The sequence below is a fragment of the Bradyrhizobium genomosp. I (2014) genome, assembly GCF_000261685.1.
GTDB lineage: Bacteria > Pseudomonadota > Alphaproteobacteria > Rhizobiales > Xanthobacteraceae > Bradyrhizobium.
In genome coordinates this window covers 1-18,739 of record NZ_AJQE01000320.1, presented here as the reverse complement: position 1 = coordinate 18,739, position 18,739 = coordinate 1, and the positions used below count along the sequence as shown (strand labels likewise).

15 protein-coding genes and 2 pseudogenes are annotated in these 18,739 nt (G+C 65.0%); 9 read left to right on the top strand and 8 right to left on the bottom strand.

Annotated features, from left to right (window positions below):
* Positions 1 to 671, bottom strand: a pseudogene (locus IC50_RS29170) (polysaccharide deacetylase family protein); the annotation flags it as partial.
* A 128-nt stretch (positions 672 to 799) separates the two neighbouring features.
* On the opposite strand from IC50_RS29170, the gene IC50_RS29165 reads away from it, so the two are divergent.
* Positions 800 to 1,981 (top strand): GNAT family N-acetyltransferase, encoded by a 1,182-nt coding sequence (locus tag IC50_RS29165; RefSeq protein WP_035712894.1) that lies wholly within the window; start codon positions 800 to 802, stop codon positions 1,979 to 1,981.
* A gap of 236 nt (positions 1,982 to 2,217) precedes the next feature.
* On the opposite strand, the gene IC50_RS29160 is transcribed toward IC50_RS29165, so the two are convergent.
* Entirely contained in the window at positions 2,218 to 4,512 is a 2,295-nt protein-coding gene (locus tag IC50_RS29160) for a GumC family protein (RefSeq protein WP_035712892.1), read from the bottom strand.
* A gap of 194 nt (positions 4,513 to 4,706) precedes the next feature.
* On the opposite strand from IC50_RS29160, the gene IC50_RS29155 reads away from it, so the two are divergent.
* The 3 genes from IC50_RS29155 (at position 4,707) to IC50_RS29145 (ending at position 8,930) form a co-directional block, all read left to right on the top strand.
* Positions 4,707 to 5,840, top strand: a complete 1,134-nt coding sequence (locus IC50_RS29155) for a glycosyltransferase family 4 protein (protein ID WP_035712905.1) — start codon at positions 4,707 to 4,709, stop codon at positions 5,838 to 5,840.
* A gap of 118 nt (positions 5,841 to 5,958) precedes the next feature.
* Positions 5,959 to 7,509, top strand: a complete 1,551-nt coding sequence (locus IC50_RS29150) for an undecaprenyl-phosphate glucose phosphotransferase (protein WP_035712890.1) — start codon at positions 5,959 to 5,961, stop codon at positions 7,507 to 7,509.
* Between the two features lie 167 nt (positions 7,510 to 7,676).
* Complete coding sequence (locus IC50_RS29145; protein WP_035712888.1) at positions 7,677 to 8,930, top strand: O-antigen ligase family protein; 1,254 nt, start codon at positions 7,677 to 7,679, stop codon at positions 8,928 to 8,930.
* Here IC50_RS29145 and IC50_RS29140 read toward each other — a convergent pair.
* Entirely contained in the window at positions 8,905 to 9,375 is a 471-nt protein-coding gene (locus IC50_RS29140) for a MarR family transcriptional regulator (RefSeq protein ID WP_050991142.1), read from the bottom strand. The two genes, IC50_RS29145 and IC50_RS29140, sit on opposite strands and share 26 nt — an antisense overlap.
* Before the next feature lie 147 nt (positions 9,376 to 9,522).
* Here IC50_RS29140 and IC50_RS29135 point away from each other — a divergent pair, with 147 nt between their 5' ends.
* A complete protein-coding gene (locus IC50_RS29135) occupies positions 9,523 to 10,719 on the top strand; it encodes an FAD-dependent monooxygenase (protein ID WP_035712883.1) in 1,197 nt (398 codons plus the stop codon).
* 141 nt (positions 10,720 to 10,860) lie between these two features.
* On the opposite strand, the gene IC50_RS29130 is transcribed toward IC50_RS29135, so the two are convergent.
* Genes IC50_RS29130 through IC50_RS29120 form a run of 3 tightly spaced genes read right to left on the bottom strand, consistent with a single transcriptional unit; the run spans position 10,861 to position 13,657 of the window.
* Positions 10,861 to 12,039: a saccharopine dehydrogenase family protein gene (locus tag IC50_RS29130; protein WP_035712881.1), complete on the bottom strand. Its 1,179-nt coding sequence runs from the start codon at positions 12,037 to 12,039 to the stop codon at positions 10,861 to 10,863.
* A 9-nt stretch (positions 12,040 to 12,048) separates the two neighbouring features.
* Positions 12,049 to 12,831 (bottom strand): DUF169 domain-containing protein, encoded by a 783-nt coding sequence (locus IC50_RS29125; protein ID WP_035712879.1) that lies wholly within the window; start codon positions 12,829 to 12,831, stop codon positions 12,049 to 12,051.
* 58 nt (positions 12,832 to 12,889) lie between these two features.
* A complete protein-coding gene (locus IC50_RS29120; RefSeq protein WP_035712902.1) occupies positions 12,890 to 13,657 on the bottom strand; it encodes a YdcF family protein in 768 nt (255 codons plus the stop codon).
* Positions 13,658 to 13,824: 167 nt separating this feature from the next.
* Here IC50_RS29120 and IC50_RS29115 point away from each other — a divergent pair, with 167 nt between their 5' ends.
* The 3 genes from IC50_RS29115 to IC50_RS29105 all read left to right on the top strand — a co-directional run bounded on the left by IC50_RS29115 (position 13,825) and on the right by IC50_RS29105 (position 15,716).
* Positions 13,825 to 14,766 carry an acetamidase/formamidase family protein gene (locus IC50_RS29115; RefSeq protein ID WP_035712876.1) on the top strand — a complete coding sequence of 314 codons (942 nt, stop codon included), beginning with the start codon at positions 13,825 to 13,827 and terminating at the stop codon, positions 14,764 to 14,766.
* Between the two features lie 201 nt (positions 14,767 to 14,967).
* Entirely contained in the window at positions 14,968 to 15,165 is a 198-nt protein-coding gene (locus IC50_RS29110; protein ID WP_024341172.1) for a hypothetical protein, read from the top strand.
* A 74-nt stretch (positions 15,166 to 15,239) separates the two neighbouring features.
* On the top strand, positions 15,240 to 15,716 hold the full coding sequence (locus IC50_RS29105) for a GcrA family cell cycle regulator (protein WP_035712899.1): 477 nt from the start codon (positions 15,240 to 15,242) through the stop codon (positions 15,714 to 15,716).
* 273 nt (positions 15,717 to 15,989) lie between these two features.
* Here IC50_RS29105 and IC50_RS29100 read toward each other — a convergent pair whose 3' ends face one another.
* Complete coding sequence (locus tag IC50_RS29100) at positions 15,990 to 17,495, bottom strand: porin (protein ID WP_035712873.1); 1,506 nt, start codon at positions 17,493 to 17,495, stop codon at positions 15,990 to 15,992.
* Between the two features lie 407 nt (positions 17,496 to 17,902).
* On the opposite strand from IC50_RS29100, the gene IC50_RS29095 reads away from it, so the two are divergent.
* Positions 17,903 to 18,409 carry a MarR family winged helix-turn-helix transcriptional regulator gene (locus IC50_RS29095; protein ID WP_035712871.1) on the top strand — a complete coding sequence of 169 codons (507 nt, stop codon included), beginning with the start codon at positions 17,903 to 17,905 and terminating at the stop codon, positions 18,407 to 18,409.
* A 7-nt stretch (positions 18,410 to 18,416) separates the two neighbouring features.
* On the opposite strand, the pseudogene IC50_RS29090 reads toward IC50_RS29095, so the two are convergent.
* A pseudogene (locus IC50_RS29090) lies at positions 18,417 to 18,739 on the bottom strand (alpha/beta hydrolase family protein); the annotation flags it as partial.

Below are 18,739 nucleotides of genomic sequence, written 5' to 3'. Positions count from 1 at the left end.
ACGAGCGGATCGGCGGCCAGCGTCGCCAGATCCTCCCAATCCATCGACGCCTCGCGCGAGAGCGCGGCGAGGTCGATCCGGTAGCGCGTGCAGAGATCGGCGACCGCGGCCGACAAATCCGCCGGCGGCAGCGAACGCAGCCAGCTCTCGAGATACGAAAACAGCGCCTGCTTCTCGGCATTGTCGGTGACGGTGAAGCGCTGCTCCTTCTCGCCCATCATCAGGCTGATGCGGTCCTCACGCGCGATCACCTGTTCGAGCCCGAGCCACCAGGCCTCGCCGACGCCGTCGGGAAAGGCGGTGGGCACATAGATCGAAAAAGGTACGGCATGGCGCGTCAGCACCGGATAGGCGAAATTGATTAGATCCTTGTTGGCGCCATCGAAGGTCAGCGCCACGAAGCGACGCTGCTCCGGCAGCGTCACCGCGCGCCGGCAGACCTCGTCCATGCCGAGGAAATCGTATTTCCACCGCTTCAGCGCGCCAATGGCGAGGTCGAGAAATTGCGGCGTGATCTCGTGCGCGCGCAGCGGCTGAAATCCGCGCCGCCGCGGCCGCACATGCGCAAGGCGCAGGATGGCGCCGGCACCGCGACTGCGCAGCACGGCCTGACCGGTGAACCAGGCCAGCTCGAGCCGCAGCCGTTCCAGCCATCTGTCGTCGGATGCCAAGATCCCACCCTTCGCGCTCGACGGCGCCCGTTGGCTCTTCCATCGTCATTACCCTTTGTTGACCTTTGTTTGCAAAGGTCGACCACAGGCCGAAATACGTATTTTCGATTTCTCGACAGGTTCCGCGAATGACCATGGCTGCGGCGATGCAAAGCCGGACGGCAGAAGCGCCAGCGCGGTCGAAAGCGAGCCGTATCGCGCAGGTCGATATCATCACCGATCTCGCCGAGGCCGAGGCGATCTGGCGTGCCTTCGAGGCGAACGGCGATCTCTTCACGCCCTACCAACGCTTCGATCTGCTCGGCCGGTGGCAAAGCCTGGTGGGCGCCCATGAAGGTGCCCGGCCGTTCATCGTGATCGCGCGCGATGCCGAGCGCCAGCCGCTGCTTCTGCTGCCGCTCTCGCAACGCCAAAGCCACGGCGTACGCGTGGCCTGCTTCATGGGCGGCAAGCATACGACCTTCAATATGGGCCTGTGGAATGCCGAGTTCGCGACGCAGGCCGCCAGCGCCGATCTCGACGAACTGCTTGCGCCGCTGCGCGAGCATGTCGACGTGCTCATGCTGACGCAGCAGCCGCTGCGCTGGCACGACCAGCGGAACCCGTTTGCGCTACTGCCGCGACAGAGCGCGATCAACGGCTGTCCGCGGCTGGTGATGGAGCCGGGCGAACCGCCGGCATCGCGGATCAGCAATTCGCTCCGCCGCCGACTCAAGAGCAAGGAAAAGAAGCTTCAGTCACTCGCCGGCTATCGCTATCACCTGGCCACGTCAGACGCAGACATCACCCGCCTGCTCGACTGGTTCTTCCGCGTCAAGCCGGTGCGGATGGCAGAGCAGAAACTCCCGAACGTCTTCGCCGAGCCCGGCGTCGAACAGTTCGTCCGCGGCGCCTGCCTTGCGCCGCGCGGTGAAGGCCGCGTCATCGACATCCATGCGCTGGAATGCGACGACGAGGTGATCGCGATCTTCGCCGGCGTCGCCGACGGCGAGCGCTTCTCGATGATGTTCAACACCTATACGATGTCCGAACACGCCCGCTACAGCCCCGGCCTGATCCTGATGCGCTACATCATCGATCACTGCGCCGAACGCGGCTACCGCTCGCTCGACCTCGGCATCGGTTCGGACGACTACAAGCGGATGTTCTGCAAGGACGACGAGGACATCTTCGACAGCTTCGTGCCCCTGACCTCCCGCGGCAAGCTCGCGGCAATGGCGATGTCCTCGCTCAGCCGCGGCAAGCGGCTGGTGAAACAGAACCAGATGCTGTTCGATATGGCCCGACGGCTGCGGCAGGCGTTCGGGTAAGTATTCTCCACCAGGGAGTTGCTCTTACCCTCCCCTGGAGGGGGAGGGTCGTTACGCATGCAGCGAAGCGAAATGCGTAACGGAGTGGGGTGACGGTCTTCCCACTCCCAACAGAACCCGTGGGGAGAGATCACCCCACCCCGCTCGCGCGGCGCGCGATCGACCCTCCCCCTCCAGGGGATGGTAAGAGAGACGCTTCACGGAAACTGAAGGAGACCGACGAAGACTTCTCTCGCCTACGCCGCCACCACGCGCGGCGCTTCCATCGCATCCGACGGCTGCACCGGCTTGCTCAGCAACGTCACTTCGCTGAAGCCGACAGCCTTCAGCTGCTCGCACATCAACGTGCGCGCATCGGGTGCCATCGAGGCATCGGGCACCACGACGGCGCGGGCATGCGCCGTCAGCAGTTCGGCCGGAAGGTCGGAGGCGCTGCCGGCGTCGATCAGCACGTGATCGTAGGCGCGCAGCAGCGCGTCGATCGCGAGCGCCACACGCGGCGATTGCAGCAGGCTGCGGTCGAAGCCGGGACGCCCGGCCATGACCAGATGCAGCCGCGACAGCTTGTCCCGGGTGATGATTTGCGTGAACGACGCCTCGCCCTGCATCAGTTCGGCAAGGCCCGGAGCCGACGCATCGACGGACACCGCGGCAATGGTCGGCGAGGACGCCGCGAGATCGACGACGACGATGCGGGCATCGCGCGCCAGGTGCCGGGCGAGCGTCAACGTCGACAGCGTGATGGCTTCGCCGGGCGCCGTGCCGAGCACTGTGACCTTCTTCGCCGCCGCGCCCGCGGCACGCAGGCCGTCGGCGAGATGCTCGATCTCGGTAAACTCCGTCACACCGGCGTCGGCCGCCATCTCCGGCTGAAGCGGCGCAGGCTCCTCCATGACGGGTTCGACGGCGGGTTCGACGGCCGGCTCGACCACCGGCTGGACGAATGGTTCCTGCCGAACCGCCGCCTGGGCTTGCGCCCGTGCCGGCGTGAACACAGCCGCCGCGCGCGGCGCGGTCTGACGCAACAGCTCCCCGGTGACGACGACACCGGACGAGAGCAGCAGCGTCGCGATGGTCGCGATCAGAACGATCGGCAGCTTCTTCGGATAGGCCGGCGTGTTGGAGACGATGGCGCGCGAGATGATGCGGCCATCCGTCGGCGCAGTGTCGATGGTCTCGCGGGTATTGGCCTCGCGATACTTGGCGAGATAGGTCTCGAGCAGATCGCGCTGCGCCTTGGCTTCGCGCTCCAGCGCCCGGAGCTGGACATCCTGGCCGTTGGTCGAGGCCGCCTGCTTCTTGAGCTGCTCGAGGCTCGTCGTCAGTCCGTCGACCCGGCCGCTGGCGATCCGGGCGTCGTTCTCCAGCGAGCGCGAGATCTTGGCCGCCTCATCGCGAATTTGATTGTCGAGGTCGCCAAGCTGCGCCTTCAGCTCCTTGATCCGCGGATGATTGCCAAGCAGCGTCGATGACTGCTCGGCGAGCTGCGCGCGCAGCGTCACCCGTTGCTCCGACAGCCGCCGCATCAATTCGGAGTTCACGACCTCGGATGCCTCGATCGGCTTGCCACTCTGGAGCATCTCCTTGATTAGCCGCGCCTTCGATTCCGCATCCGCCTTCATCGAGCGCGCGTTGTTGAGCTGGGTGTTCACCTCACCCATCTGCTGGTTCGACAGCGTGGTGTTGTTGGTCCCGACGAACAGGCTCGACTTGGAACGGAAGTCCTCGACCCTGGCCTCGGCCTCGGACACCTTCTTGCGCAAGTTCTCGATCTCGCCGGCCAGCCACTGGCTGGCGTTCCTGGCCTGCTCCTGGCGCACGCCCTGCTGGAGCACGAGATAGCCGTCGGCGATCGAATTGGCGACGCGGGCGGCAAGCTCGGGATCGGCGGACTGGAATTCGACCACGATCACGCGCGACTTGTCGACCGCATAGGCCTGGAGGCGTTCGTAGTAAGCATCGAGCACGCGCTCTTCCGGCGTCATCGAGAACGGATCGCGGGCGATACCGATGAGCGCGGCAAGCGACTTCAGCGGCGAGACGCCCTGCAGCACCGGGTCGAATTCGGGGCGTTCCGCGAGCTTGTTCTTCTTGATGATCTCGCGCGCGAGATCGCGCGACAACACCAGCTGCACCTGGCTGGTGACGGCCTCGGCGTCGAGCGCCTGCCGCTCCTCGGTGCGATCGCTGTTCGGGCGCAGGAACACGTTCTCGCGGCCGTCGATCAGGATGCGGGCTTCAGACTTGTAGCGCGGCGTGACGAGATTGACGATTGCGAGGGACGCAACGAGCGCCAGCACCGTCGGCACGATGATCCAGCCGCGCTTGCGCGCCAATGCCGCGCCGAGCGCGTGCAGGTCGATGTCGCCGGATTCGACTTGCGCCTGCTTCGCGATGACGGGCGCAGGGCTTGCTTCAACCTTGGCTTCGATCTCGACTTCGATCTTGGGCGCGGGTTTGGGCTTCGGCTTGGAGACAGCCCGCTCGATCACCGCCTTGTCCTTGCCGGCACGCCAGAACGCTAAACGCATCGAACACTCCCGCAGGGCAACGCTGCGACTCTACCTCAATCGGGGCGATTACACTCCATTAAGGTTGCCGCTGGGTTAATCGCGACGACCGGCGCATGCGCGCTCGTCACCTTTTGTTAACCACGAAGGCCCTTAATCCTCCTCGATTATTTCGTGAGAATTGTTCGGCAGTCGCCGTCGAGCTGGTTTTGATCATGCCCCCCTCTCCCGACCGGCCGCTTCGCATCCTGCACGCCGTGCGTGCTCCGGTCGGCGGCATTTTCCGCCACATCCTCGACGTCGCCAACGGCCAGGTCGATCGCGGCCATCATGTCGGCATTCTCGCCGACAGCCTGACCGGCGGCGAACGCGCCGACAAGGCGCTTGCCGAGCTCGCACCGCGGCTGAAGCTCGGCGTGCACCGGATGGCGATCCGCCGCGAGCCATCGCCCGACGATGTCCTGGTGTGGTTTCGCATGCGGCGCCTGATCGCCGCGCTCAAGCCCGACGTGATGCACGGTCACGGCGCCAAGGCCGGCGCCTTCATCCGCATGCGGCGGCGCTCCGACGACGCCATCCGCATCTACACCCCGCATGGCGGCTCGCTGCATTATCCCCTCAACACCTTCAAGGGCGAGTTCTACGCGCGGCTCGAGCGCGCGTTGATGGATTCGACCGACCTGTTCCTGTTCGAGAGCGCATTTGCCCGCGACACCTATCAACGCATCGTCGGCACGCCCAAGGGCGTGGTGCGCTGCGTCTTCAATGGCGTCACTCCCGAGGAATTCGAGCCCGTCGTGACGGCCGACGACGCCACCGACCTCGCCTATGTCGGCGAGTTCCGGCACATCAAGGGCGCGGATCTGCTGGTCGATGCCGTGGCGCAGCTGCATGCCGGCGGCAAGAAGATCACGCTGACGCTCGGCGGCGACGGCGAGGAAACGGCGGCGCTGAAAGCGCAGGTCGAGAGGCTCGGCCTCACCAGTGCCATCCGCTTCATCGGTCATGTCAAGCCGCGCTACGGCTTCTCCAAGGGGCGGCTGCTGGTCGTCCCCTCGCGCGGCGATTCCATGCCTTACGTCGTGATCGAGGCGGGTGCCGCCGGCATTCCGATGATCGCGTCCCGCATCGGCGGCATTCCCGAGATCTTCGGCTCCGACAGCCCCGCTTTGTTTGCGCCGAGCAATCCCGAGGCCATGGCGGAGGCGATCGCCGCTGCGCTGGACGATCCGCAAACGACGGCAAAGCGCGCGGCGTCCTTGCGCGAGCGCATCTCGGCGCATTTCTCGCAAGCCGCGATGGTCGAGGGCGTGCTCGCCGGCTATCGCGACGCATTTGCCAATCATTAACCATCCTTGAGCCCGTTTTAGAAAATCTTCCGATTTGTTCGATAATCGAAGCGCCAGGGGATGCTTGCCCGGGCGCGCAAGGCCGTGCCGCGGGCTTCTGGAATGGACGTGGACGCCGGTGGAACCGCTCAACGCACGCTCGATGCTCGATGCCGCGACCAGCGCCGCGGCAAAACCCGTTGACCAGCCCTTCGTGGAGCGCCGCCGCCGGCTCTCGCCTGCCGCGCTCGAAGTGGTCAACCAGAAGGTCGCCCGCGCCTATTCGCCGATCGTGATCGCCGGCTTCGTTCGCCTGGCCGATTTCGCGCTGCTGAGCCTCGTCGGCATCGCGCTCTATGTCGGCTATGTCATGCCGCTCTCCGGCGCCTTCAGCTGGATTTATCCCGCCGAGGTCGTCGCCGTCGCGGTCGCCGCCGTGGTCTGCTTCCAGGCTGCCGACATCTACCAGGTGCAGCTGTTCCGTGGTCAGCTCCGGCAGATGACGCGCATGATCTCGTCCTGGTCGTTCGTCTTCCTGCTGTTCATCGGCATCTCCTTTTTCGCCAAGTACGGCAGCGATATCTCGCGGCTGTGGCTGGCCGCCTTCTACTTTCTCGGGCTCGCCGCGCTGATTGCCGGGCGTCTGGTGCTGCGCTCGCTGGTGCGCGGCTGGGCGCGCCAGGGCCGGCTCGATCGCCGGACCATCATCGTCGGCTCCGACAGCAACGGCGAGCAACTGGTCGAGGCGCTGAAGGCGCAGCAGGATTCCGACATCCACGTGCTCGGCGTGTTCGACGACCGCAACGACAGCCGCGCGCTCGACACCTGCGCCGGCGCCCGCAAGCTCGGCAAGGTCGACGACATCGTCGAGTTCGCCCGCCGCACCCGCGTGGACCTCGTGCTGTTTGCGCTGCCGATTTCGGCGGAAACGCGCATCCTGGAGATGCTGAAGAAGCTCTGGGTGCTGCCGGTCGACATCCGCCTTTCCGCGCACACCAACAAGCTGCGCTTCCGCCCCCGTTCCTATTCCTATCTCGGCGAGGTGCCGACGCTCGACGTGTTCGAGGCGCCGATCACCGACTGGGACCTGGTGATGAAGTGGCTGTTCGACCGCGTCGTCGGCAGCCTCGCGCTGCTGGCAGCGTTGCCGGTGATGGGACTGGTGGCGCTGGCGGTGAAGCTCGACAGCCCCGGCCCCGTGCTGTTCCGCCAGAAGCGCTTCGGCTTCAACAACGAGCGGATCGATGTCTACAAGTTCCGCTCGATGTACCACCATCAGGCCGATCCGACCGCCTCGAAGGTCGTGACCAAGAACGATCCGCGCGTCACCCGCGTCGGCCGCTTCATCCGCAAGACCAGCCTCGACGAGTTGCCGCAGCTCTTCAACGTGGTGTTCGCCGGCAATCTCTCCCTGGTCGGCCCGCGCCCGCATGCGGTGCAGGGCAAGCTCCAGAGCCGTCTGTTCGACGAAGCCGTCGACGGCTATTTCGCCCGCCACCGCGTCAAGCCGGGCATCACCGGCTGGGCCCAGATCAACGGCTGGCGCGGCGAGATCGACAACGAAGAGAAGATCCAGAAGCGCGTCGAGTTCGACCTCTATTACATCGAGAACTGGTCGGTGCTGTTCGACCTCTACATCCTCCTGAAGACGCCGATCTCGCTGCTGACCAAGAACGAGAACGCGTATTGAATTTGCGACCCCCGAGTCACGCTGTCATCGCCCGGCTTGACCGGGCGATCCAGTAATCACCGGCAGCGCGAACTGCCACGAACGGCTCGGAATACTGGATGCCCCGCCTTCGCGGGGCATGACGGCGGAAGTTGTGTCTAAGAGTTGCGTAAGCGTATGAGCATCTGATGGTGTATGCGGCGACAGCCGATGGAGTGAACGTAGCCGCACCGGCTGCGCCCGGCGTGCTGGCGCTGCAGCGCGCGCTGGTGTGGCTGGTCGGCGCCTCCGGCGCGATCGTCTTCATCGAGCCGAGCCCCTATGAGGTCGCGACGCTGCTCGCGACCGTCACCTTCTTCGCCACCGGCCTGCGGCTGAAGCTCGTACTGATGCCGCTGGCTGCAATGCTGGTCCTGCTCAATATCGGCTACACGATCAGCGCAATCCCGCTGTTCGAGCAGTCCGAGGTGGTGAGCTGGATCGCGACCTCCTGGTACATGGGCGTGACCGTGGTGTTCTTCGCGATGGTCACCTCGGAGGACACGGCGGCCCGGCTCGACATGCTCCGCCGCGGGCTCGTGGTCGGCGCGATGGTTGCCTCGCTGTCGGCGGTCGCCGGCTACTTCCACCTGGTTCCCGGCGGCAACGACCTCCTGACGCTCTACGGACGTGCGCGCGGCACGTTCAAGGACCCGAACGTGCTCGGCGCCTTCCTGATCCTGCCGGCGCTGTTCGCGCTTCAGAGCGCGGTCTCGGACAGGCTGGCCAAGGCCTTCCGCAACGTCATCGCCTTCGGCATCATGTCGCTGGCGATCCTGCTCGCCTTCTCCCGTGCCGCCTGGGGCGGACTGGTGCTGACCTCCGCCTTCATGCTGGCCCTGATGGTGTTGACCAGCCGCACCAACGCGCAGCGCTCGCGCATCATCATCATGGCAATCGTCGCCGCGGTGCTGGGGCTCGCTCTGATCGCGGTGCTGCTGTCGCTCGATTCCACCGCCGAGATGTTCAAGCAGCGCGCGAGCTTCGACCAGAGCTATGACGAAGGCCGCTTCGGCCGCTTCGGCCGCCACATCCTGGGTGCGCAGATGGCGCTGGATCTGCCGTTCGGCATCGGTCCCCTGCAATTCCACCGCTTCTTCCCCGAGGACACCCACAACTCCTACCTGAACGCCTTCATGTCCGGCGGCTGGCTCTCCGGCGTGTGCTATCCCGCGCTGGTCTTCACCACCGTCATCATGGGTTTCCGGCACATCTTCATCCGTGTGCCGTGGCAGCGCGCCTATCTCGCGATCTTTTCCGCCTTCCTCGGCACCGTCGGCGAAAGCTTCGTGATCGACACCGACCACTGGCGGCACTTCTGGATGATGCTGGGCGCGATGTGGGGCATGATCGCCGCAGCGCAGGTCTACAAGACGGCTAGCGACGAAGCTTCTTCAGCTTGAGATCGGGACGCTTTTCCGGCGGCGTATCGAGCAGTCCCTTCAAGGCCTCTGTCGCCGCGAGCACGCCCTTGTAGCCCTCGTTGGCGAAACGCAGCAGCAGGCGCAGTTCCTCGTCGGAATAGGCGCCGAAAACCTTCTCCATCGCCTGCTGCATCGGCACATAGAGCTCACCGATCTTCATGGCCTTCTCCGGCACGACGGAAATAAACACCTTGCGGCGGTCTTTCTCGTCCCGCTCACGACGCACCAGCCCCGCCTTCTCGAGCCGGTCGATCACGCCGGTGATGGCGCCGGTCGTGAGGCCCGTGACCTCGGCGAGCCTCCCTGCGGTGACGCGGCCTTCGAGATACAGGATGTCCATGCATTCGAGGTCGGAATTGGCAATTCCGGCAACGTTGGCAACGGTCTGGCCGTAGAGCACGCCCTGCGCGGACGACCTGCGCATCGCCTCTTCGAGTTCCTGCAACAGCGCAGCGCGCGCCTTCGTCCTTGACAAGGCCGACCTCTTCTCTTACTCGATATATATCTTAGCCACTAAGAGATTTAGCGACCGTAATTTCTCCTAGCACCACGGAAACGTCGCGAGCAAGCCATGTCCTATCGTCCCCGCAAGGCCCTGATCATCGGCGCCGGCATCGCCGGGCCCGTCGTCGCGATCCTGCTGCGCCGCGCCGGCATCGAGTCCGCGATCTACGAGGCCTGGCCCTATTCGAAGGGCATCGGCGGCGGCCTCCAGATCGCGCCGAACGGCATGCATGTCTTGGACGAGATCGGGCTTGCGAACGAATTGATCAGCCGCGGCTCGGTCGCGGAGGCCTTCGACTTCTATTCGCAGGGCGGAGAGAAGCTCGGCTCGATCAACCGCGACATGGCCCGGCGCTTCGGCCAGCCGGCCGTCAACATCTCACGCGCCACGCTGAACGAGATCCTGATCGACAAGGCCTGGTGCGCCTGCGTCTCGCTCTATTTCGAGAAGCGCCTGATCAAGATCGAGGATCGCGGCGACCAGCCGATCATCGCCTACTTCGCCGACGGCACCACCGCCGAAGGCGACTTCCTGATCGGCGCCGACGGCGTGCACTCGGTGGTGCGCCGCCAGGTGGTTCCGGACGGGCCGCAGCCGTTCGACACCGGGCTGGTCGGCTTCGGCGGCTTCGTGCCGCACGCCGTGCTCGACGGCAGGCCGATCGGCCGGCGCGTCGAGACCACGTTCGGCCAGAGCGGCTTCTTCGGCTACGGCTATTGCAGCCCCGATCCGACCGACGGCGTGATGTGGTGGAGCACCCAGCCCGCGCACGGCACGGACGCGGCGATGTTCCGCGCGCTCGACAAGGCCACGCTGAAGCAGCATCTGCGCGGCTTCCATCACGGCTGGCACGATCCAATCCCTGATATCATCGAGGCCGCCGAGAACATCGTGGTGACCGACACGCTCGACGTCGCGACCCTGCCGACCTGGTCGCGCAAGCGTTCGCTCTTGATCGGCGATGCCGCGCACGCGACCAGTCCCCATGCGGGCCAGGGCGCCTCGCTCGCGCTGGAGGACGCGATGCGCCTCGCGCGGCTGATCCAGGAGGGGCAGGAACTCGGCGCCATCTTCCAGGCCTTCGAGGCCGAGCGCCGCCCCCGCACCGAAAAGATCGTCGCCATGGCCCGCCGCAACGGCAACAGCAAGCGCGAGTTCAGCGCCACCGGCGCGTGGGTGCGCAATCAGATGCTGAAATGGCTGCTGCCGATGGGATCGAAGAGCATGGAGTTCATGTACGCGTACGACGCGCGGACGGTGTAGCCACGCACGCCCCTGTCATGCCCCGGCTTGACCGGGGCATCCAGTACGCCGCAGCCTCTCGACTCAATCACTGCCGCCTCTGGAATACTGGATCGCCCGCTTTCGCGGGCGATGACACCGTCCCTGGTGCGCATTGCGCGCTCAGCTCTCCACCTCGAACGTCAGCCCCGCATTGTCCTGCAGCCGCTTGATCAGCTTGTGCTGCATCGCTGCGCCCGGCGTCCAGATTCCGCCCGGCACATCCGTTGCGTCACGCAGCAGGCAGATCGCGCATTCGGAGATCATCTTCGAGGTCGAGCCGTAGCCGGGATCGCGGTCGCCGGTGACACCGGCGCGGACCTGGCGGCCGTCGGGCGCGATCGCGACGTACAGCAGATTGAAGAGGCCCTTCTCGCGCTCCTCCTTCGAAGGCCCCTCGCCCGGCTTCGGCGCGTTCGGTCCGGTCTTCTCGGCGTTCGCCGCCATCACGCGCCTGGCATTGGCCTCGCCCTTCTCGCCGGGACCGGTCAGGACCATCTCGTCGTAGACGAACTCGCGGCCATAGGGGAAGCCCATCAACATGTTGGAGCGATGGACGTTGCGCGTGTTGATCAGGGCCATCATGAACGGTGCGGCCCAGGATTGCAGATCCTCTTCGTAAGCCGCCCGGTTGCCCTTGGGCTGCTTCGGGCCGGTGAAATCAGGCGTCAGCGCGAAATGATCGTTGAGAATGGCGACGAGGCTGAGATCCTTGGCGACCGCATCGAAGGTCGCTTTCGCGCTCGCCGCGGTGCCGCCTGACAACGTGCCGCGCATGTCGCGCACGCGGCCCTTCACGCGCGCAGCCGGCGCGCCGAACACGCGCCTGGCCTCTTCCTGCACGAAGAACGTGCCGAGCTCGAACGGCACGGAATCATAGCCGCACGAGAACACGATGCGCGCGCCGCTCGTCTTGGCCGCCGCTCCGTACTTGTCGATCATCTGCCGCATCCAGACCGGCTCGCCGCAGAGATCGAAATAATCCGCACCCGCAGCGACGCAGGCCGCGAGCAGCTCCTCACCGTAGAACTGATACGGACCAACCGTTGTGATCACCGATTTGGCCTGCGCCACCATCGCCTTCAGCGACGCCGCATCCGATGCATCCGCCACGATCAGCGGCGTGTCGGCAGGCGCGCCGATGGCATCACGCACCGATTTCAGCTTGTCGAGGCTGCGGCCCGCCATCGTCCATTTCAGCGCCTTGTCGTCCTTGTAATGCGCCGCCAGATATTCGGCGACGAGCTGGCCGGTGAAACCGGTCGCACCGTAGACGACGATGTCGAATTCTCGAGAGCTCATGGTCGTCCCTTACTTTTTCGCGTAACTCACGCCCATGCCGGCACGGACGTCGCTTTGAATGCCATAGGGCGGGATCGGATAGCGCAGGCCGTTTTTGGCCAGCGCCTTCATGCCTTGAACGGCCTTGGCGAGATGCGAAGGCTTCAAGGCCATCAGCATCTCCTCGTCCGGCACGCCGCCATAGCGCCGTTCGGCATAGCATGGCAAGGACAGGCTGGGCTCCCCGGTCTTGAGCGCCCGCCCCCATGAATCTGCGCAAGCGGTCTCGCCGACGACGCCCCATTCGAACTTCTTGTAGCCGGTATATTGCAGCCCGTTGATCAGGATGATCATCTGCCCCGGCGTCGCATAGACGAGGCAGATGTCGGGCGGATCGAGCCGGCCGCTCTGGAGCGGGCTGACGGCCAGCGCCTGATACTGCCCGAACGGCACCACGTCCAACGCCTCCTGGCGCTTGCGCGCGTCTTCCGCCGTGCCGTGCCAGACCCCGACATAGCTTTCGCCGGCGAGCCACTTCTCGTCCTGCGGCGCAAGGCCGATCACCGCGCGACACTGGCTGCCTACGAGATCGTCGGCGGTGATGCCGACGGTCCAGCCGAGACGCGCGGCCATGCTGACGATCTGATCGGTGGTGTGAATTGCGTTCGGACGCCGGATCTTCGAGATCGCCTCCATCTCGGCCGCTTGCGCGAACAGCTTCATGCCGATCACCGTCGTCTTCAGCCGCAGCAGGCTGTTGAGGTCGGCGACGAGTCCGGCAAGATCGATCCTCTCTGCGCTCTGCTCCTGCATGGCGGTCCCTCCCGGCCGGCGATCGCGCGCCGTGTGTTGTTGTTTTGCGACCCTCGTTCTAGTCCTTGCCCGGTCCCGGAAGCAACTCGCCGGTCCTGCCCGTCAGACGGTAAGCCACGAGGCCGATCCACTCGCGTACGGCCACGTCGGTTCGACCCAGCCCGTCCGCTCCGATATTGGTGAAGGAAAAAAGATCGTCACGCCCCCCCATCCGCCAGTCCACGGGATAGGCCTCGACGTCAAATCCGGCCTTGCGGAAGATCCCCATCGAGCGCGGCATGTGGAAGGCCGACGTCACCAGGAGCCAGCGCTCGCCCGGCTTTGGTGATACCAGTTTCCTGGTGAAGATCGCGTTCTCCCAGGTGTTGCGGGAGTGACGTTCGAGGATCAGGCGCGGCTTCGGTATGCCGAGATTCTCCAGGATCGGCGCAGAATAGTCGGCCTCCCTCGCCTCGGTCGAAACCAGGTTCGCCGTGCCTCCGGTGAAGACGATACGCGCGTTCGGATAGCGGCGGGCGAGCTCGGCCGGTGCAAGCAGACGGTCGGCCGCGTGCGCGACGACCGGCGTGCGGTGCGCCGCCGACAGATCGGTGTCGACGGAGCCGCCGAGCACGATGATGCCGTCGGGCGCGCCGCGCGACGGGTCCCACGCCGGAAAGCGCGACTCCAGCGGATAGATCAGGAGATTGCCGAGCGGCGAGAACGCCGCAAGCCCCAGCACCACCAGCGTGATCACCGCGAGCCTGCGGCCGAGCGCGGCAAAACGCGTGGCCATCAGCACGACGGACAGGATTCCGAGCTCGACCAGGAGATTGATCGGCAGCAGCGCGGTGCCGAGGGTCTTGGAAAGAACAAAGAACAGGAGAGCCTCGCTGAAATCATCGTGCCTGTCTGCGCAGGGCTTGACCGGCCCCGCCATCTTCAGAAATCTTCTTGAAAGAGGATCGATCGCCGGGTCAAGCCCGCGCTGATGAAACCGAGCGGACGAGGCACATGACCCATCATCACCTGCATTCCAGCCCCGAAACCTGCCATTGGGGCTTCTTCGAAGCCGCGCTTCAGCCCGTCCTCACCATCGCCAGCGGCGACGAGGTGACGGTCGACACCATCAGCGGCGGACCCGACATGCTGCCCGACCGCGACAAGTTTCACATTCCGCCCGAGATGCACGAGGTTCATGCGAAGAACGAGCGCATGCTGCCCGGCCACATCCTCACCGGTCCGATCGCGGTCGAAGGCGCCGAGCCCGGCGACGTGCTCGCGGTCGAGATCCTCGACGTCCAGCTCCGGCAGGATTGGGGCTGGAACATGATCAAGCCGCTGTCCGGTACCCTGCCCGACGATTTCCACGAGACTCGCATCCTGAACATCCCGCTCGACCGGGCGCGGATGGTCGGCCGCATGCCGTGGGGCCTCGACCTGCCTCTGAAGCCGTTCTTCGGGGTGATGGGCGTATCGCCGCCCCCCGGCTGGGGCCGCATCTCCTCGCTGATCCCGCGCGCGATGGGCGGCAATCTCGACAACAAGGAGCTCGGTGCGGGTGCGACGCTCTATTTGCCGGTGTTCGTGCCGGGCGCGATGTTCTCCTGCGGCGACGGCCATGGCGTGCAGGGCGACGGCGAGGTCTGCGTCACCGCGATCGAGACCGCGCTACAGGGCCGCTTCCGCCTGACGCTGCGCAAGGACTTCAGGCTCGACTATCCGCGCGCCGAAACGGCGACGCACTACATGACCATGGCGATGGACCCCGATCTCGACCAGTGCGTGGTGCGCGCGCTGCGCGACATGATCGCGCTGCTCGGCGAGACGCGGAATCTGTCGCGCGAAGACGCCTACACGCTGTGCAGCCTGGCCGCCGACCTCAGGGTGACCCAGACCGTCAACGGCGCCAAGGGCATCCATTGCATGATCGAAAAGGCGATCGTGCACGGCTGAGCCGGCCCCGCCCCTCCTGCGCTGCACGCGCCACGCCGCCGCCCGGTCTTCCGCGCGGCGCGCCGCCGTGCGCCAATTTTCCCAAATAATTCCAATGCGCTGAGCTGCGGCCTGTGACCGCATTTGACTTCCGCCCCCGAACCTAAATAGAGTCTTAATCGTTACTTTTATGTACCCGAGTAAGAGGCTAGCGTTCGGGCCATGGCCACCGAAAAAGCCGAGACTGACCGTATTCCCGTAACCTTGGCGCTCTCGACCATCGCCTATCTGGAGAAGCTGGTGAGACAGGGCACCCACGGCACCAGCGTTCCCGGCGTCGCACGGACATTGATCGAGGAAGGCATCCGTCTCGCCATCAAGGACGGGCTTCTTTCGATCCGCGACAATGGCAGGACGTGAGCGCGCGCCGGACGTGAGGCGGACGGATCTCGAGCGGGCGGATGGCCGACATCTGCAACCTGGGACCGCACCACATGCCTGTTCTCTCGCCAATCTCTTCACGAACCTGGACCGACGAACGCATTGAACTGTTGAAGCGGCACTTCGAGGCCGGCCTCTCCTGCAGCGAGATCGCCGCCGACATCGGCGTCAGCCGCAACGCCGTGATCGGCAAGTTGTCCCGGCTGAATCTGACGCGCGGCCGGACGGTCGAGGACAGGGCCTTTGCGCCGCCGCGGGCCCCGCGGGCCGTGCCTCGGCTGCAATATGAGATGCTCGCCACGATCTATGGCGAGACCGACGCATCCGCGGCCGCAGCCCCCATCGACGAGACCAATCGCTGCTCGCTGCTGGAGCTTGCCGAGAACCGCTGCCGATGGCCGATCTCGACGCCGGGCGAAGACGATTTCTGCTTCTGCGGCAACACTGCTCCCGACGGCCAGCCCTATTGCGCCGGTCACAGCCGCCTCGCCTACCGGCCGCACACCCGCGCTCGCGCGATGCGCGGCTGATGCTGCGCCGTCCTCCAAAAACAAAAAACCTCCGGCGGGGCATCACCGGAGGTTTCTGGAGGCTTAGCATGAAGCTAAGAGCCGCAACTTTCGTATCTGGCTGAAGGCTATATAGCTTAGTAACTCAGGTAAGTAAATAAATTTGAGAGCGATCTAATCGCATGGCTCGTCTTCGTGCTCTGCAAAGGCCAGCCCATTTTCCGAATGCCCTTCCTTGCAAAAAAGCCCCGGCGGTTTCCCGCCGGGGCTTCATCAAGTCCGAAACCTTCGAGCTTACCAGTTGCGCTGGGCGCGCAGCAGCAGGCTGTAGGTGTCCTGGTCCTTCAGCTCGTAGGTCGCCGCGGGCTTGGCCACGCTCGTCAGTGCTCCGGTCGTGATTGCGCCCGAATACTTCTGATCGAGATGGCTGTAGGTGAAGTCGGCCGAGAAGGTCAGGTTCTTCACCGGCGTCCAGCGGGTGATGACACCGACCTGGCCGATGTTGAAGTCCGGGTTGCAGGTGCCGGTCAGGGTGGCGAACGCGGCGCTGCCGCAGATCAGGCCCTTCGCGGTGCTGCTGTAGTTGACCGCGGCCCACGCACCATAGAGCGCGGTGTTCCAGTACGGGCTCCAGTTGTGGGTGTAGGCACCGCGGAAGCCGTAGGTCTTGGTCAGCTCGAGGTTGCCGCCGGGGCCAAACACCGCGTCAGACACGCCGGCGAAGCCGATGCTCTGATACGCCGCGTTCGAGCTGCCGAACATCGAGTAGCTGGTCGCTGCCAGCGACTGGAAGTTGTAGCGGCTCGCGCCGTCGGTGTAGACGCCCGAGATGTTGATCACGTCGCCGGCGCCGGTCGGAATGTTCTTGATCGACAGAGCGAGCTGGACGGCCCAGCCCCACTTGTCTTCCGGATGGCCGGTGGTTTCGGTGGCGCCGTAGTAGCCGACGTGATTGTCATGCGCAGCAACCGACGCCTGGAACAGGCCCCAGGCCTGGTCGACGCGGACCATGCCGACAAGGTCGGGCGACCGGGTGCCGCCGATGTCGTTGGAGCCGTAGGCGCCGCCGAGGACGCCGCTGGTGCTCATGCCGGCGGTGTTCCAGAGGTTGGTCGTGAAGAACTGAGTCTGGTCCTGCGCCGAAATCGCGGCCGTCACGCCCTGGCCGAAATCGGCCGTGTAGGTGAACTGGGTGACGCCGTTGGTCGAACCACTGCCGCCGACCAGCTGGTCGAAGTTGTTGCCGGGATAGTTGATCCAGGGCGCGTCGAACTGCGACACCGACTTACCCATGGTGAAGCCGGCGAACTGGATGAAGGCATAATAGACGCCGAGCGCACCGCCCGAGACCGAGCCGTTACCGCTCGTTCCGGCCGGAGCTGAATCGTAGGCGGTGGTACCCGTGCCGGCACCGGCATAGCTGCCGGTCGTCCAGGTGAAGACCGCGTCGAAATAGGTGCGAACCACGCCGTACTCGGTCGCGGTGCGCGTATCGATGTTGAGATCCTCACGAGCGCGCATTGAGTAGTAGTTCGTCAGGCGGTTGTTGGCCGCGGAGACGCCGTTGTACTGGGCGCTGTAGTTGCCGCCGGCGTTGAGCGCCACTTCGGCACGCAGATAGCCGCCCAGCTTGATGCAGGTGTCGCTGCCCGGGATGTAGTAGAAGCCGGCGCCGTACAGCGAGCAGATCTTGACGTATTCGACCGCCTTGGCCTTGACCGGAAGATCGGCCGCCTGCGCTCCGCCGACGGCGATCAGACCCGCCGCAGTGCCGAGCAAAAGGCTCTTCACCATTCTCATTTAAAACCTCCAAGTTGCTCATCTTGCGGAGACTGGACCGTGAGGCCCCCCAGATCCCCGTCTCTCTCAAATCCGCTCGGCCGCTTTGCGCTTTCGGACACACCCGCTTTCGACGCGAGGGACGTGAGCGAACCACCTGCAACGGGACGATCGAGTACCCCCCACCGTCACGAAGCAATATGCCTGCGCCGTTCCGCTAATCAAAATACTTTATTAGATCAGCTTTCTGGTTTCGCCGAGCCTGTGCCCCGCGCGCAACACCGCGCCGGGCCCAATCTGCTGAGCTGATCATCTTTGTAGTTTTAGTGACAAAATTACCCTGCTCTGCACTTGCGTCAGAGCAGGCTTGCGTGGACTATGGCATTCCACGAACACTGACCTGAACAATCGGTTCACGGAGTGACGCTGTGTCCGCGACGAGGAAAGAGGGAGCGCGCCTGCGCACCATCGGCAACCTGGATATCATCAGGCGCTTTACCTGGGAGATATCGTCGATCAACATGTATCTCGAGGAGCTGCGCCAGTTCTGGGCGAGGACGCTCGGCATCAGCGGGCCGCAATGGCTGATCCTGATGGCCATCTCCGACCTCGACAAGGACGACGGCATCCCGGTCAACGTCGTGTCCAAGCTCCTCCACGTCGATCCGTCCTTCGTCACCACCCAGTCCAAGCTGCTCGAAAAGAAGGGCCTGCTGCGCCGCCGCCCCTCGCCGACCGACGCGCGCGTGGTCCGGCTGTCCCTGACCGAGAAGACGCAGAAGCACCTGGCGAGCCTCAACGAGCAGTACAAGACCATCAAGGAATTCGTCTTCCAGGAGTTCGACGAGGCCGAGCTCACCGAATTCACCACCAAGCTCGCGACGCTGAAGACCCGTCTGGAAAAAGCCTGCGTCCGCCTCACTCTCGACTTCTGACGCGAAGCTAGATTCGCCCGGCGGCGCCGAGCCGCGATTCGAGCCAGTCGAAGATATATTCGTTGGCGAGGCTCGGATTGTCCGCATGGGCCTGCGCCGCGCCCGTCTCCGCCGCGGTGAACACCTTCAGCATGACATCCGAACTGCCGAGCCGGGAGTTCTGGACCAGCTGACGCACCCGGTCGGCCTTGAGCCAGCCGTCCTCGCCGAGCGTGATCAGCACCGGGCAGTCGGCGCTGGAGGCCATCAGCGGCGCATGCGGCACCGGGACGATGCTGACGTCGCTCATCGCGAATCGGCTGGCAAAGAAGGCCCGCTCGTGCAGGTCCC

What these genes read in the sequence shown, in the direction of transcription:
- IC50_RS29125 (WP_035712879.1), bottom strand. Translation starts at nt 12,831, where the DNA reads ATGCAGGAGCAGAGCGCAGAGAGGATCGATCTTGCCGGACTCGTCGCC.
- IC50_RS29140 (WP_050991142.1), bottom strand. Translation starts at nt 9,375, where the DNA reads ATGCGCAGGTCGTCCGCGCAGGGCGTGCTCTACGGCCAGACCGTTGCC.
- IC50_RS29145 (WP_035712888.1), top strand. Translation starts at nt 7,677, where the DNA reads ATGGTGTATGCGGCGACAGCCGATGGAGTGAACGTAGCCGCACCGGCT.
- IC50_RS29160 (WP_035712892.1), bottom strand. Translation starts at nt 4,512, where the DNA reads ATGCGTTTAGCGTTCTGGCGTGCCGGCAAGGACAAGGCGGTGATCGAG.
- IC50_RS29155 (WP_035712905.1), top strand. Translation starts at nt 4,707, where the DNA reads ATGCCCCCCTCTCCCGACCGGCCGCTTCGCATCCTGCACGCCGTGCGT.
- IC50_RS29100 (WP_035712873.1), bottom strand. Translation starts at nt 17,495, where the DNA reads ATGAGAATGGTGAAGAGCCTTTTGCTCGGCACTGCGGCGGGTCTGATC.
- IC50_RS29115 (WP_035712876.1), top strand. Translation starts at nt 13,825, where the DNA reads ATGACCCATCATCACCTGCATTCCAGCCCCGAAACCTGCCATTGGGGC.
- IC50_RS29105 (WP_035712899.1), top strand. Translation starts at nt 15,240, where the DNA reads ATGCCTGTTCTCTCGCCAATCTCTTCACGAACCTGGACCGACGAACGC.
- IC50_RS29130 (WP_035712881.1), bottom strand. Translation starts at nt 12,039, where the DNA reads ATGAGCTCTCGAGAATTCGACATCGTCGTCTACGGTGCGACCGGTTTC.
- IC50_RS29110 (WP_024341172.1), top strand. Translation starts at nt 14,968, where the DNA reads ATGGCCACCGAAAAAGCCGAGACTGACCGTATTCCCGTAACCTTGGCG.
- IC50_RS29165 (WP_035712894.1), top strand. Translation starts at nt 800, where the DNA reads ATGACCATGGCTGCGGCGATGCAAAGCCGGACGGCAGAAGCGCCAGCG.
- IC50_RS29135 (WP_035712883.1), top strand. Translation starts at nt 9,523, where the DNA reads ATGTCCTATCGTCCCCGCAAGGCCCTGATCATCGGCGCCGGCATCGCC.